Raw genomic sequence first — 14,098 nt, 5'->3', positions numbered from 1 at the left:
TCGCACCTGCCCGTCCTCGACCGCGGCTCCCTCAGCCGTTCCTTCGCCCTCGAGGACCACCCGATGCCGACCGGGCGCGAGGAGGAGTGGCGGTTCACCCCGCTGCGTCGGCTGCGGACCGTCCTCGCCGACGCCCCGGCCGACGGCCATCTCGAGTGGTCGACGACCCCGCTGCCGCCGGGCGTCGAGCTCGTCGAGCTCGAGCCGGCGCAGGCGCGGGCGCGGACCGTCGAGCCCCCCGTCGACCGCGCGGCCGCCCTGGCCGTCGCGCTGTCCGGAGGGGCGACGGCGCTGCGCATCGGCGACGGCGTCGAGGTCGACGAACCGATCGTGTTGCGCGCCCACGGGGCCGGCGGCGACGTCCGGGGACATCTGCTCGTCGAGGCCGGCGCGGGCTCACGTGCGGTCGTGGTGTTCGAGCGGACCGGCAGCGCCACGTACTCCGAGCTCGTATCCGTCCGCCTGGGCGACCGAGCGGTGCTCGACGTCGCGTTCCTCCAGCTGTGGGACGACGACGCGGTGCACACCGGCCACATCGCCGCGTTGGTCGGCCGGGACGCGCGGCTGCGCACCTTCACCGTCACCTTCGGCGGTGAGTCCGTCCGGCTCGTCGAGACCGTCGGCTACTCCGGCCCCGGCGGGTCCGCCGACCTCTACGGGCTCTACTTCGCCGACGCCGGCCAGCACCTCGAGCACCGCTCCTTCATCGACCATGCGCTCCCGCACTGCCGCAGCAACGTGGTGTTCAAGGGCGCTCTGCAAGGAGCGGGGGCTCGCGCGGTGTGGGTCGGCGACGTCCTCATCCGAGCCGACGCCGTCGGGACCGACACCTACGAGCTGAACCGCAACCTGCTGCTCACCGACGGAGCCAGGGCCGACTCCGTCCCGAACCTCGAGATCGAGACCGGCGAGATCGTGCGCGCCGGACATGCGAGCGCGACGGGACGATTCGACGACGAGCAGCTGTTCTACCTGCAGGCGCGGGGCATCCCCGAGGACGAGGCCCGGCGGCTGGTGGTCCGAGGCTTCTTCGCCGACCTGCTGCAGCACATCGGCGTCCCCGACGTGCAGGAGCGGCTGATGCGGGCGATCGACGCCGAGCTGGAGCAGGTGAGGTCCTGATGCAAGTACGTGCGTGCGCGCTCGACGACCTGCCGGTCGGCACCGCGATCCGGGTCGACCTCGGGGACGCCTCGCTCTGCCTCGTCCGGACCGCGGCTGCCGTGCACGCCGTGGACGACGTGTGCACCCACGCCGAGGTCAGCCTCTCCGACGGTGACGTCGACGGCGAGACGATCGAGTGCTGGCTGCACGGCTCCCGCTTCGACCTGGCGACCGGACGTCCCTCCGGGCCACCTGCGGTAGCCCCCGTCGCCGTCTATCCCGTCACCGTCGAGGGCGGCGACGTCCTCATCGACCTCCCGACCGTCAGGAGCTGAGCACCCATGGCCACCCTCGAGATCCGCGACCTCCACGTCTCCGTGACCGCGGACGCCGAGCCGCGGGAGATCCTCCGGGGCGTCGACCTCACCGTCCGTGCCGGTGAGACGCACGCCATCATGGGACCCAACGGGTCGGGCAAGTCGACCCTCGCGTACTCCCTGGCCGGGCACCCGAAGTACACGGTGACCTCGGGCAGCGTGACCCTGGACGGCGCCGACGTCCTGGCGATGAGGGTCGACGAGCGCGCCCGGGCTGGCATCTTCCTCGCGATGCAGTACCCCGTCGAGGTCCCGGGCGTCACGGTCTCCAACTTCCTGCGCACGGCCGCGACCGCGATCCGCGGGGAGCCCCCCAAGCTGCGGACCTGGGTCAAGGAGGTCCGCAGCGCGATGGACGCGCTGGCCATGGACCCCGCTTTCGCCGAGCGCAACGTCAACGAGGGCTTCTCGGGCGGGGAGAAGAAGCGGCACGAGATCCTGCAGCTGGAGCTGCTCCGGCCGGCGATCGCGATCCTCGACGAGACCGACTCGGGACTCGACGTGGACGCGCTGCGCATCGTGTCCGAGGGCATCAACCGCGTGCGCGCGACCGGCGAGGTGGGCACCCTGCTCATCACGCACTACACGCGGATCCTGCGCTACGTGCGCCCAGACCACGTGCACGTGTTCGTGGACGGTCGCATCGTCGAGGAGGGCGGTCCCGAGCTCGCGGAGCGGCTGGAGACCGAGGGCTACGAGCGGTACGCGGCGACCGCATCGTGACGACCGGCGCCCTCACCCTGGCCTCGCCGCTCGACGTCGAGCGGATCCGGGCCGACTTCCCGATCCTGTCCCGCACCGTGCGCGACGGGCACCGGCTGGTCTACCTCGACTCCGGGGCGACGTCGCAGAAGCCCGTCCAGGTCCTGGATGCCGAGCGGGACTACTACACCCGGCACAACGCCGCCGTGCACCGTGGCGCCCACCAGCTGGCCGAGGAGGCGACCGACCTCTACGAGTCGGCGCGCTCGCGCATCGCGGCCTTCATCGGTGCCCGACCCGAGGAGGTGGTGTTCACCAAGAACGCCACCGAGGGCATCAACCTGCTCGCCTATGCCATGAGCAACGCCGCCACCGCCGGCGACGAGGCGGCCCGGTTCCGGGTCGGTCCCGGGGACGAGGTCGTCGTGACCGAGATGGAGCACCACGCCAACCTGGTCCCGTGGCAGGAGCTCTGCCGCAGGACCGGCGCCACCCTGCGCTGGTTCGGCGTCACCGACGAGGGCCGCCTCGACCTCTCCGACCTCGACGGGGTCGTCACCGAGCGGACCAAGGTGGTCGCGCTCACCCACCAGTCGAACGTGCTCGGCACGGTGAACCCGTTGGCCGCGCTCACCCGGCGTGCGCACGACGTCGGCGCGCTCGTGGTGCTCGACGCCTGCCAGTCGGTGCCGCACCAGGCGGTGGACGTAGGCTCGACCGGGGCCGACTTCCTGGTGTTCTCCGGGCACAAGATGCTCGGCCCGACCGGGGTCGGCGTGCTGTGGGGGCGCTCCGAGCTGCTGCGCGTGCTCCCGCCGTTCCTCACCGGTGGGTCGATGATCAAGGTGGTCACCATGGAGGGGACCACGTACGCCGACCCGCCGCAGCGCTTCGAGGCCGGCGTCCCCAACATCGCTCAGGCGATCGGGCTGGGCGCGGCCGCGGACTACCTCGCAGTCGTCGGCATGGATGCGGTGGCCGCGCACGAGCACGCGCTCACCGAGCTGGCCCTCGCGCTCCTGGCCGAGATCCCCGGTGTCCGCGTCGTGGGCCCTACCGACACCGTCGACCGTGGGGGAGCGGTGTCCTTCACCGTCGATGGCATCCACCCGCACGACGTCGGGCAGGTGCTGGACTCCCTCGGCGTCGAGGTCCGCGTCGGGCACCACTGCGCGTGGCCGCTGATGCGCCGCTTCGGCATCGCCGCCACGACCCGCGCGACGTTCTACCTCTACACGACGGCGGAGGAGGTCGTGGCGCTGGCCGACGGGGTCCGGGCCGCCCAGCGCTTCTTCGGGGTCGCCCCGTGAGCCTCGAGGCGATGTACCAGGAGATCATCCTCGACCACTACCGCCACCCCCGACACCGTGGGCTGCGGGAGCCATACGACGCCGAGGCGCACCACGTGAACCCCACCTGCGGCGATGAGGTGACGGTCCGGGTACGACTGGCCGACGGGGTGGTCGAGGACGTCTCCTACGAGGGCGAGGGCTGCTCGATCAGCCAGGCGAGCGAGTCGGTGATGAGTGAGCTGCTCCGGGGGCGCCAGCTCGAGGACGCCCTCGCCGTCCAGGAGGAGTTCCTCGGGCTCATGCACGGCACGGTCGCGGCGGACGAGGACCGGCTGGACGACGCCGTCGCCTTCTCCGGCGTTGCGAAGTTCCCCGCGCGCGTCAAGTGTGCGCTGCTCGGCTGGATGGCGTTCAGGGACGCGGCGCTGCGCGCCGCTGGACGGGAGGCACTGTCATGACCGCGGGCACCGGTGCGAGCACCGTCGAGGACGTCACGGAGGCGATGCGCGACGTCGTCGATCCCGAGCTCGGCATCAACGTCGTCGACCTGGGCCTCGTCTATGGGATCACCATCGACCAGAACAACGTCGCCGTGCTGGACATGACCCTGACGTCCGCGGCGTGCCCGCTCACCGACGTCATCGAGGACCAGACCAGCGCCGCGCTGGACGGGCTCGTGGACGGGGTGCGTATCAACTGGGTCTGGATGCCGCCGTGGGGACCCGACAAGATCACCGACGAGGGCCGCGAACAGCTGCGCGCCCTCGGCTTCAACGTCTGAGCGGCTGACCGCCCGGCCTACACTGGGCGTGCCGAACCGCGCCCACCCCCCTTCACCCCTCTCACCCGCGAAGGTCGCCCCGTGATCACCGCCGTCGGGGTCGAGCTGCGCGCCGGGGCCCGCATCCTGCTGGAGCAGGCGAGCTTTCGGGTCGCACCAGGCGACCGCGTCGGCCTGGTCGGGCGCAACGGAGCCGGCAAGACCACGCTCATGCGGGCCCTGGCGGGTGAGACTCAGCCGGCCGCCGGGACCGTGACCCGCTCCGGGGAGGTGGGCTATCTGCCGCAGGACCCCCGGACCGGGGACCTCGAGGTGCTCGCGAGGGACCGGATCCTCGGCGCTCGCGACCTCGACCTGGTGACCCGCCAGCTGCGCGACGCCGAGGGGCGGATGGCGAGTGCCGACGAGGCGACCCGCGACCAGGCCATGCGCCGCTACGCCCGCCTGCAGGAGGAGTTCACCACCCGCGGCGGGTACGCCGCCGAGGCGGAGGCGGCGTCCATCGCCGCGAGTGTCGGCCTCCCGGAACGGGTGCTGGAGCAGCGCCTGGGCACGCTGTCGGGCGGTCAGCGCCGGAGGGTCGAGCTCGCGCGGATCCTCTTCAGCGGCGCCGAGACCCTGCTGCTCGACGAGCCGACCAACCATCTCGACGCGGACTCCATCGCGTGGCTGCGCGAGTTCCTCCGCGGCCACAAGGGCGGGATCGTGGTGATCTCCCACGACGTCGCGATCGTCGAGGCGACGGTCAACCGAGTGTTCCACCTCGATGCCAACCGGGCCGAGCTGGACGTCTACAACGTGGGCTGGACCGCCTACCTCGAGCAGCGCGAGACCGACGAGCGACGCCGCCGCAGGGAGCGGAGCAACGCCGAGAAGCAGGCCGCCCAGCTCAAGGCGCAGGCCGACCGCATGCGGGCGAAGGCGACCAAGGCCAAGGCGGCGCAGAACATGGAGCGCCGGGCCGAGCGACTCCTCGGCGGCCTCGCGGAGGTCCGGCGAGCGGACCGGGTGGCGAAGCTGCGCTTCCCGTCGCCCGCCCCCTGCGGGCGTACGCCGCTGCGCGCCACCGGCCTGTCGAAGTCCTACGGTTCCCTCGAGATCTTCACGGACGTGGACCTGGCCGTCGACCGGGGGTCGCGCGTCGTCGTCCTCGGCCTCAACGGGGCCGGCAAGACGACGCTGCTTCGGCTGCTGTCCGGGCTGGAACCGGCGGACACGGGGGAGGTCGAGCCGGGCCACGGACTGCGGCTCGGCTACTACGCGCAGGAGCACGAGACCCTCGATACCGCCCGTAGCGTGCTGGAGAACATGCTCTCCGCGGCGCCTGAGCTGTCCGCGCTGGAGGCACGACGGGTCCTCGGGTCCTTCCTGTTCTCCGGCGACGACGTCGACAAGCCCGCTGGAGTGCTCTCGGGCGGGGAGAAGACCCGGCTCGCCCTGGCCATGCTCGTGGTCTCCAGCGCCAACGTGCTGCTCCTGGACGAACCGACCAACAACCTGGATCCCGCCAGCCGCGAGGAGGTCCTGCACGCGCTGCGCTCGTACTCCGGTGCCGTGGTCCTCGTCACCCACGACGAGGGGGCCGTCGAGGCGCTCCAGCCGGAGCGCGTGCTGCTCCTTCCGGACGGAGTGGAGGACCACTGGAGCGCCGACTACACCGACCTGGTCGCTCTCGCCTGAGCGGAGTGACTAGCGACGCCTGGCGAGTAGGGTGATCATGGACGGAGAGGGCCGCCGTCGGCGTCTCGAGAGGCTGTGAGGAGGAGGCATCGTGGCCGACCTGACCAAGGGCCGCAGGGTGACGGGCGGCGATCGCACCAAGCTTGCGGCCGACCTGCGCAAGCGCTATGAGTCCGGCGCCAGCATCCGTGAGCTCGCCGCGGAGACGGGACGCTCGTACGGCTTCGTGCACCGGATCCTGAGCGAGTCCGGGGCGACGCTTCGAGGACGCGGCGGCGCCACGCGCAGCCGGTCGAAGAAGTAGCCGGTAGCCGGTCGGCGGGGGAGCCGGTCCCTGACCGAGGCCGGTCCTGACTGAGCGGTCCCTGACGTCGCCGGGAACACCGGCTCGCGCCCCGGCGTTGTGGGCAACTGGCCCACCGGGGCCGCGAGGAGGAGATGAACTGGTGAGTTCCGGCCACCCGTGGGCGACGCTGCACTCCTTCCGCCGGGACCCCTCGGTCACGGACAAGCAGCTCCCGCCCGGCACGGTTCGCCGGGTCTCCGGCTACGCGCGGCCCTACTGGCGCTCGATCGCCACCTTCCTGGTCCTCGTCGTCGTCGACGCCATGCTGGTGGTGGCGGCCCCGTTGCTGTTCCGCTCGATCATCGACAACGGGGTGGCGAACGGCGACCGGTCCCTCGTCATCCGCTTGTCACTGCTCGTCGCCGTCATCGCCGTCGTCGACTCCCTCATCGGCCTGGTGATGCGCTGGTTCTCCGCGCGCATCGGCGAGGGCCTGATCTACGACATGCGGACCGAGGTCTTCGGTCACGTGCAGCGCATGCCGCTCGCGTTCTTCACGCGCACCCAGACGGGAGCGCTGATCTCACGGCTCAACAACGACGTCATCGGGGCGCAGCAGGCGTTCACCTCGACTCTGTCCGGCGTCGTCTCCAATGTCGTCAGCCTCGTCTTCGTGGCTGCCGCGATGTTCGCGTTGTCCTGGCAGATCACCCTCGCGTCGCTGCTGATGCTGCCGGTCTTCCTCATCCCGGCCCGCCGGGTCGGTCGCACCCTGCAGGGCCTCACCCGGCAGTCGATGCAGACCAACGCCGAGATGAGCACGATGATGACCGAGCGGTTCAACGTCTCGGGCGCCCTGCTGGCCAAGCTCTTCGGCCGCCCCGAGGACGAGGACCAGGCGTTCTCGGCCAAGGCGGGACGGGTGCGCGACATCGGCGTACGGATCGCGATGTCCAACCGGGTCTTCTTCACGGCGCTGACCCTCGTCGCGTCGCTCGCGACGGCGCTGGTCTACGGCGCGGGCGGCCTGCTGGTCATCGCCGGGACCCTCACGACCGGGACTCTGGTGGCGCTCGCCGGGCTGCTCGGCCGACTCTACGGGCCGCTCACGGCTCTCTCCAACGTGCGGGTCGACATCATGACCGCCCTGGTGTCCTTCGACCGGGTCTTCGAGGTCCTCGACCTGCCGCCGATGATCACGGAGAAGCCAGACGCGGCAGTGCTGCGGCCGGGGCCGACCGCCGTGGAGTTCGTGAACGTCGGCTTCCGCTACCCGCAGGCCGAGGAGGTCTCGCTCGCGTCGCTGGAGACGGTGACGGCCCTCGAGCACGCCCCCAACCAGCGGGTGCTCGACGACGTCAGCTTCCGCATCGAACCGGGGCAGATGGTCGCCCTCGTGGGTCCGTCCGGAGCCGGCAAGACCACGATCACCTCCCTCGTCGCGCGGCTGTACGACGCCACGGCCGGCTCGGTCCGCGTCGGCGGGCACGACGTCCGAGACGTCACCCTCGCCTCGCTGCGCGACGTCGTCGGCGTGGTCACCCAGGACGCGCACATGTTCCACGAGACCATCCGCGCCAACCTGCTGTACGCCCGCCCGGATGCCGACGACCACCAGCTCGAGGCCGCCTGCCGGGACGCCCAGATCTGGGACCTGGTCCGCTCCCTCCCGGACGGCCTGGACACCGTGGTGGGCGATCGCGGCTATCGGCTCTCGGGCGGGGAGAAGCAGCGCCTGGCGATCGCCCGGCTGCTGCTCAAGGCCCCCTCGGTGGTCGTCCTCGACGAGGCCACCGCCCACCTCGACAGCGAGTCCGAGGTCGCCGTCCAGGAGGCCCTGTCCCGAGCGCTCGAGGGCCGCACCTCACTGGTCATCGCGCACCGGCTGTCCACCGTCCGCGACGCCGACGTCATCCTGCTCGTCAGCGACGGCCGGGTCGCGGAGCGGGGTCGTCACGAGGAGCTGCTTCGCGCGAACGGCGCGTACGCCGACCTGTACCGGACCCAGTTCGCTCCGCAGGGAGACGCGGCATCGGCGACGAGCCCGCCCCGGTCGCTGACGGCGTAGCCGCGGCTCGCGCCATCGCCACCTCCCGGCGGCCGAGGATCACCCAGCCCCCGACGGCGAGCCCCACGAACATGAACCACTGGATCGCGTAGGCCAGGTGCGGGGGCTTCCACCAGCCCCCGGGGTCCTCCTGGTCCGGCGTCAGCAGGGGAGTCGGCGCGTTCGCGGCCGGCGGGGACTCGCTCACGAGGTTGACGAACCCGCCGTACGTCGGTCGCCCGGTCAGCTGGGCCATCTCCGCCGGCACGATGCGCTGGATCTGGCCGGCTGGGACCCCCGCCTCGTCGGCCGGGTGCTCCGGCGGCCTGATCCGGCCGACCACGCTCACCGTCCCCGCCGGGACGGAGGGGATCGAGGACGGCGCCCGCGCGGTCGGCCCGGAGGGGATCCAGCCCCGGTCGACGAGCAGATCCACTCCCGTCGTCGTCCGCAGCGGCACGATCACCTCGTAGCCGTTGTCGCCCTCCAGGACCCGGTTGCGCACGAGGAGCTGGTGGGCCGCGTCGTAGGTGCCCGTCGCGCTGACCCGGCGCCAGAGCACCTTGCCGGTGGGGCGCTCACCCGGCGCGAGCAGCTGGGCGGCCGGCACGGGAGGCAGCTCCTGGGAGGCGCGCAGCTGCGCGTCCACCCGGTTCTGGTGCGTCCGTCGGTGCAGCTGCCAGACGCCCAGCTCGTAGAAGGCGACGCTGGCCAGCACGACGCACAGGGTGAACACCACCCACGAAGGGCGCCGGAAGAGTCCGAGGAAGGCACGCATGTCGCCAACGACGGTACGCCGCCGTAGAAAGCGAGATGCCGGACGGCCACGGGGGAAGCCGTCCGGCATCTCAAGTGCGCCGCAACCGGGGGACCGCAGCGCGCGCTCATCATTACATGGATCGATGTCAACGTCCAGAGTCCTGGCCGGGTGTCGTCGGGGTCTCGATCTGGGGTCGGTCCGGGCGCAGGAAGACCTCCGGCAGGGGGGTGCCGGTGCGCTCGCGACCGGCGTTCGCGAACACCACCGACACATAGGGGAGCACCACCGCGGCCGCGACCAGGACCCAGCGGATCGGGCCCTCGACGAAGACGGCGAGGACGAAGCAGGCCGTCCGGATCCCCATCGAGATCAGGTAGCGGACCATCCGCTGGTGGGTCTCCTCGAAATGGGAGCGGCGGACTCCGGTGATCCGGTAGACCGGCTCGGTCCCCGGCCGGGGTGGGCGGTCGGGCCGTCCTCGGCTCCCGGGCGGGAGGGCTTCTGGCGGCACCGCACCACGGTACGACGATTCGCCGGGTTCGGCTCCCCGGAGCTCGGTGCGAAGTTCCGCCGCGCTCAGCTCGCCTGGCTGACGCTGGACATGTTGAACCCGCCCACCCGAACGGCCGGCATCTGCGTGCGGGTGAAGTAGTCGCTCCACTCCCGCGCCAGGCAGCGCGAGGAGGCGCTCGCCGCCTCGACGCGGCCCAGCAGGTCGATCGGGCTTTCGTTGAAGCGGAAGTTGGTCACCGTCCCCACCACCTCGCCGTGCTCGACGAGGTGGACCCCGTCGCGCGTCAGGCCGGTCAGCAGCAGGGTCTGCGGGTCCACCTCGCGGATGTACCACAGGCAGGTCAGCAGCAGGCCCCGATCCGTCGTCGCGACGAGGTCGTCCACCGAGCCGGTGCCGTCGGCGTCCTCGAGCACGAGGTTGTCCACGGCCGGAGTCACCGGGAGGCCGGTCTGCTGCGCGGAGTGTCGGGTCTGCAGCAGCGCGCGCAGCTCTCCGTCCCGGACCCACTCGGTAGGTCCCAGCGGCAGCCCGGCGTCGAACACCGAGGAAGCCGACGAGGACGCCATGTCGGCGACGAACGGCCGGCACTGGATGCCCGGGCGGGCCGGGTCGGAGAGCATGGTCAGCCGGCGCGAGGCGAGCCGCTCCCCGACCCGGGTTCCCCCGCCGGGCCGGCTGAAGACCGTACGCCCGTCGTCGGCGTCGCGTGCCGCGGCCGACCAGTAGGCATAGATCATCAGGTCCGCCATGGCGCCGGGAGGCAGGATCGTGTCGTAGCGACCCGCGTCGAGCTCGATGCGGCGTTCGAACCACCCCAGCCGGCGCCGGATCTCGGCGTCCAGGCCCGCGACGTCGACGTCGGTGAAGTCGCGCGTCCCGACGCCGACCCACGTCGAGCGGGTGCGCTCGTGGGACTTGCCGGTGATCTCCACCTTGCCCGTGGGCTGGACGTGCCGCAGCCGCAGGCCGGCCGAGCTCGCCAGGTAGGTCGTCGTGAGGTCGTGCTCGGCGAAGCCGAACAGCTCCCGACCCTCGGCCCGGGCCGAGCGCAGCGACTCGCCGAGCTGCTCGGCGAAGGCCGCGAAGACGTCGGTCGACGTCTCCGGTGCCGGCTCGGCGAAGTCCGGGCTCGCCGGGACGTCGCTGACCAACGGCTGGGCGTCCTCCATCGGGCCGGACTCGCGGGCGGCCCGCTCGGCCCGGCGCACGACCTCGACCACCTGATCGGCGTCGACGTGGCTGGTGGAGACCACGCCAGCGGCGGTGCCCTCGGCGGAGCCGACCGTCGCGACCACGGTGAGCGAGCGGCTGCGCATCAGCCCGTTGGTGGTCAGCGTGTTGCCGGCCCACCGCAGGTTGGCCTCGCTGGTCTCGTCGACGCGCACGACGCAGCCGTCGGCGGTGCACGCCTCGAGCGCGCGTTCGGCGACCTCCTGGGGGGTGGGTGCGCTCACCGGCCCGCCTCCTGAACGGTGTTGAGGATCTTCACGCCGGCGAAGACCGCTGACGGCGAGCCGTGGCTGACCGCTGCCACCTGTCCCGGTTGCGCCTTGCCGCAGTTGAAGGCACCGCACAGCAGGTACGTCTGCGGCCCGCCCAGGGCCACCAGCGACCCCCAGAAGTCGGTCGTGGTCGCCTGGTAGGCGACGTCCTTGACCTGGCCGGTCAGCCGCCCCGACTCGATGCGGAAGAAGCGCTGCCCGGTGAACTGGAAGTTGTAGCGCTGCATGTCGATCGACCAGGACTTGTTGCCGACGATGAACAGCCCGTGCTCGACCCCGGCGATCAGCGTCTCGGTCGACGGGCCGTCGGCCGCTGGCTGCAGGGACACGTTGGCCATCCGCTGGATGGGCACGTGACCCGCGGAGTCGGCGTAGGCGCAGCCGTTGGAGCGCTCGAAGCCCTTGAGGGCGGCCATCGACCGGTCCAGCTGGTAGCCCACCAGGACACCGTCGCGGACCAGGTCCCACTGCTGCCCGGCCACACCGTCGTCGTCCCATCCGACGCTCGCGAGGCCGTGCTCCACGACCCGATCGCCGGTGACGTGCATCAGCTCGGAGCCGTACTGCAGGGTCCCCAGCTTGTCCCAGGTCGCGAAGGAGGTCCCGGCGTAGTTGGCCTCGTAGCCGAGCGCGCGGTCCAGCTCGGTCGCGTGCCCGACCGACTCGTGGATCGTCAGCCACAGGTTGGTGGGGTCGATGACGAGGTCGTAGGTCCCCGGCTCGATGCTCGGCGCCGAGAGCTTCTCCCGCAGCAGCCCCGGGAGCTGCTCGAGCTCCTCGTCCCAGTCCCACCCGGTCCCGGTCATGTACTCCCACCCACGACCGACCGGCGGGGCCGTCGCCGACATCGTCTCGAAGGCGCCGGACTCCTTGTCCACGGTGACCGCGAGCAGGTCCGGGTTGAGCCGGACCCGCTGCTGGGTGGTCACCGTGCCGGCCGTGTCGGCGTAGTGCTTGATCTCCTTCACGCTGTACACGCTCGCGTCGACGTGGGCGACGCCGTCCTTGCCGAGGACCCGCTCGCTGAAGTCGGCCAGCAGCGCGACCTTGTCCGCGTCCGGGACGTCGAAGGGATCGACCTCGTAGGAGGAGACGTGCACGCCGTCCGCGTGCACCGGCTCGGCGGCCAGCCGCACGCGCTCCGTGGACAGGGGGCGGCTCACCTCCGCGAGCCGCACGGCTTGCTCGGCGGCTCGCGCGGCCGCCGCAGGGGTCAGCTCCCCGGTGGCCGCGAACCCCCAGGCGCCGTCGTGCACGACGCGCACGCCGAGGCCGACGTCGTCGGCGTCGTTGAGCCCCTCCAGCCGGCCGTCGTGCAGCCGCACCGACTGACCGCGGGACTGCTCGACGCGGATGTCGGCGTGCTCGACGCCGAGGTCACGGGCTCGTTGGAGGGCGGCGTCCGTGAGGGCGCCCAGCGGCAGGGCCAGGAATGCCTCGTCGACGCGGCGTGGTGAGGTGGGCACCCGAGGACCCTATCGAGGCGCTAGCGTCAGGGCCCGGACGAAGCGGAGGGCGGAGGCGTGGGACGGGTAGCGCTGGTCACCGGCGGGAACCGGGGGATCGGGCTGGCAGTCGCCCGGGCGCTCGCGGCAGACGGGCACCGGGTGGCCGTCACCTCGCGCTCGGGGGACGGCCCCGCGGACCTGCGGTGCTTCGCCTGCGACGTGACCGACGGCGCCTCCGTCGACGCGGCCTTCGACGCGATCGAGGCCGACCTCGGTCCGGTCGAGATCCTCGTCGCCAACGCCGGCATCACGCGGGACACCCTGCTGCTGCGCATGTCCGAGGAGGACTTCGACGCGGTCCTGGAGACCAACCTCGTCGGGTCGTTCCGCGTGGCGAAGCGGGCCGCCCGGTCCATGCTGCGCGCGCGCTACGGTCGACTCATCTTCATCTCCTCCGTCGTCGGCCTCACCGGCTCCGCCGGGCAGGCGAACTACGCGGCGTCCAAGGCCGGGCTGGTCGGCTTCGCCCGCACCCTCGCCCGCGAGCTCGGGTCGAGGGGCATCACGGCGAACGTCGTCGCGCCGGGCTTCGTCGACACCGCGATGACCGCCGAGCTCACCGAGGAGCGGCGCAAGGAGATCCTCGCCCAGGTCCCGCTGGGGCGTTACGCGGCGCCCGAGGAGGTCGGGGCCGTCGTGGCCTTCCTCGCCGGCGACGGCGCCGCGTACGTCACCGGCGCGGTGATCCCGGTCGACGGCGGGCTCGGCATGGGCCACTGACCGCCGGACGGCACAGGCGCGTACCGGCCAGCGAGGGAGAGGACAGGGATGGGACTGCTCGACGGAAAGCGGCTGCTCGTCACCGGCGTGCTCACCGACGCCTCGATCGCCTTCTCCGTGGCCCGGCTGGCCCAGGAGGAGGGGGCCACCGTCGTGCTCACCGGCTACGGTCGGCTCTCGCTGGTACAGCGGATCGCCCAACGGCTGCCCAGCCCGCCACCGGTCGTCGAGCTCGACGTCACCGACGACGAGCACCTCTCCTCGCTCTCCGACCGGGTCCGGGAGCACGTCGACTCCCTCGACGGGGTCCTGCACGCCATCGCCTTCGCGCCCACCTCCGCGCTCGGCGGCAACTTCCTGCACACCCCGTGGGACGACGTGGCCACGGCGGTCCACGTGTCGGCGTACTCGCTGAAGTCCCTCACCACCGCGGTGCTGCCCCTCGCCGGATCCGGCGGCCTGTCGGTCGTGGGGCTGGACTTCGACGCCACGGTCGCGTGGCCGACATATGACTGGATGGGCGTCGCGAAGGCTGCTCTCGAGTCCACCGCCCGCTACCTCGCCCGTGATCTCGGACCAGCCGGGGTCCGGGTGAACCTCGTCGCGGCCGGGCCGATCCGCACCATGGCGGCGAAGTCGATCCCCGGCTTCGAGTCCTTCGAGCAGGTGTGGTCTGAGCGGGCCCCCCTCGGCTGGGACCTCGCCGACCCGGAGCCGGCCGCGCGGGCCTGCGTGGCCCTGCTCTCCGACTGGTTCCCGCGCACCACCGGCGAGATCGTCCACGTCGACGGCGGCGTGCATGCCATCGGCGCCTGACGACGCCCG

At 72.1% G+C, this 14,098-nt stretch carries 14 protein-coding genes and 1 pseudogene; 11 read left to right on the top strand and 4 right to left on the bottom strand.

The features are described from left to right. Nucleotides 1-6: 6 nt before the first annotated feature. The 9 genes from sufD (at nucleotide 7) to VMI11_14650 (ending at nucleotide 8,290) form a co-directional block, all read left to right on the top strand. Nucleotides 7-1,122 carry a Fe-S cluster assembly protein SufD gene (gene sufD, locus VMI11_14690; GenBank protein ID HTY73644.1) on the top strand — a complete coding sequence of 372 codons (1,116 nt, stop codon included), beginning with the start codon at nucleotides 7-9 and terminating at the stop codon, nucleotides 1,120-1,122. Continuing rightward, nucleotides 1,122-1,439, top strand: a complete 318-nt coding sequence (locus tag VMI11_14685; protein HTY73643.1) for a non-heme iron oxygenase ferredoxin subunit — start codon at nucleotides 1,122-1,124, stop codon at nucleotides 1,437-1,439. Before sufD ends, VMI11_14685 begins: the two co-directional genes overlap by 1 nt. Nucleotides 1,440-1,445: 6 nt before the next feature. Next, complete coding sequence (sufC, locus tag VMI11_14680) at nucleotides 1,446-2,204, top strand: Fe-S cluster assembly ATPase SufC (GenBank protein HTY73642.1); 759 nt, start codon at nucleotides 1,446-1,448, stop codon at nucleotides 2,202-2,204. Beyond that, nucleotides 2,201-3,493 (top strand): cysteine desulfurase, encoded by a 1,293-nt coding sequence (locus VMI11_14675; GenBank protein ID HTY73641.1) that lies wholly within the window; start codon nucleotides 2,201-2,203, stop codon nucleotides 3,491-3,493. The genes sufC and VMI11_14675 overlap by 4 nt, the downstream gene beginning before the upstream one ends. Continuing rightward, nucleotides 3,490-3,933: an SUF system NifU family Fe-S cluster assembly protein gene (locus VMI11_14670; protein ID HTY73640.1), complete on the top strand. Its 444-nt coding sequence runs from the start codon at nucleotides 3,490-3,492 to the stop codon at nucleotides 3,931-3,933. Before VMI11_14675 ends, VMI11_14670 begins: the two co-directional genes overlap by 4 nt. Continuing rightward, nucleotides 3,930-4,256, top strand: coding sequence for a metal-sulfur cluster assembly factor (locus VMI11_14665; protein ID HTY73639.1), 327 nt, complete (start codon nucleotides 3,930-3,932; stop codon nucleotides 4,254-4,256). The genes VMI11_14670 and VMI11_14665 overlap by 4 nt, the downstream gene beginning before the upstream one ends. Before the next feature lie 81 nt (nucleotides 4,257-4,337). Beyond that, a complete protein-coding gene (locus tag VMI11_14660; GenBank protein HTY73638.1) occupies nucleotides 4,338-5,936 on the top strand; it encodes an ABC-F family ATP-binding cassette domain-containing protein in 1,599 nt (532 codons plus the stop codon). A gap of 91 nt (nucleotides 5,937-6,027) precedes the next feature. Beyond that, nucleotides 6,028-6,240: a helix-turn-helix domain-containing protein gene (locus tag VMI11_14655; GenBank protein ID HTY73637.1), complete on the top strand. Its 213-nt coding sequence runs from the start codon at nucleotides 6,028-6,030 to the stop codon at nucleotides 6,238-6,240. A gap of 142 nt (nucleotides 6,241-6,382) precedes the next feature. Beyond that, on the top strand, nucleotides 6,383-8,290 hold the full coding sequence (locus tag VMI11_14650; GenBank protein ID HTY73636.1) for an ABC transporter ATP-binding protein: 1,908 nt from the start codon (nucleotides 6,383-6,385) through the stop codon (nucleotides 8,288-8,290). Nucleotides 8,291-8,369: 79 nt separating this feature from the next. On the opposite strand, the pseudogene VMI11_14645 reads toward VMI11_14650, so the two are convergent. The 4 genes and pseudogenes from VMI11_14645 to VMI11_14630 form a co-directional block, all read right to left on the bottom strand. Then, nucleotides 8,370-9,047: pseudogene (locus VMI11_14645) on the bottom strand (SURF1 family protein). Between the two features lie 127 nt (nucleotides 9,048-9,174). After that, nucleotides 9,175-9,540 carry a DUF3099 domain-containing protein gene (locus tag VMI11_14640; GenBank protein HTY73635.1) on the bottom strand — a complete coding sequence of 122 codons (366 nt, stop codon included), beginning with the start codon at nucleotides 9,538-9,540 and terminating at the stop codon, nucleotides 9,175-9,177. A gap of 65 nt (nucleotides 9,541-9,605) precedes the next feature. Beyond that, nucleotides 9,606-10,997 (bottom strand): metallopeptidase TldD-related protein, encoded by a 1,392-nt coding sequence (locus VMI11_14635; GenBank protein ID HTY73634.1) that lies wholly within the window; start codon nucleotides 10,995-10,997, stop codon nucleotides 9,606-9,608. Continuing rightward, a complete protein-coding gene (locus VMI11_14630) occupies nucleotides 10,994-12,511 on the bottom strand; it encodes a TldD/PmbA family protein (protein HTY73633.1) in 1,518 nt (505 codons plus the stop codon). The genes VMI11_14635 and VMI11_14630 overlap by 4 nt, the downstream gene beginning before the upstream one ends. Nucleotides 12,512-12,568: 57 nt before the next feature. Between VMI11_14630 and VMI11_14625 the strand changes: the two genes are divergently transcribed. Together VMI11_14625 and fabI are read left to right on the top strand one after the other, a co-directional pair. Then, on the top strand, nucleotides 12,569-13,273 hold the full coding sequence (locus VMI11_14625; GenBank protein ID HTY73632.1) for a beta-ketoacyl-ACP reductase: 705 nt from the start codon (nucleotides 12,569-12,571) through the stop codon (nucleotides 13,271-13,273). Nucleotides 13,274-13,321: 48 nt separating this feature from the next. Further along, a complete protein-coding gene (fabI, locus tag VMI11_14620; protein HTY73631.1) occupies nucleotides 13,322-14,089 on the top strand; it encodes an enoyl-ACP reductase FabI in 768 nt (255 codons plus the stop codon). Nucleotides 14,090-14,098: the final 9 nt, after the last annotated feature.

The organism is Actinomycetes bacterium (assembly GCA_035506535.1).
Lineage (GTDB): Bacteria > Actinomycetota > Actinomycetes > DATJPE01 > DATJPE01 > DATJPE01.
The sequence above is the reverse complement of the archived record's forward strand: the minus strand, read 5'-3'. Positions and strand labels throughout refer to the sequence as shown.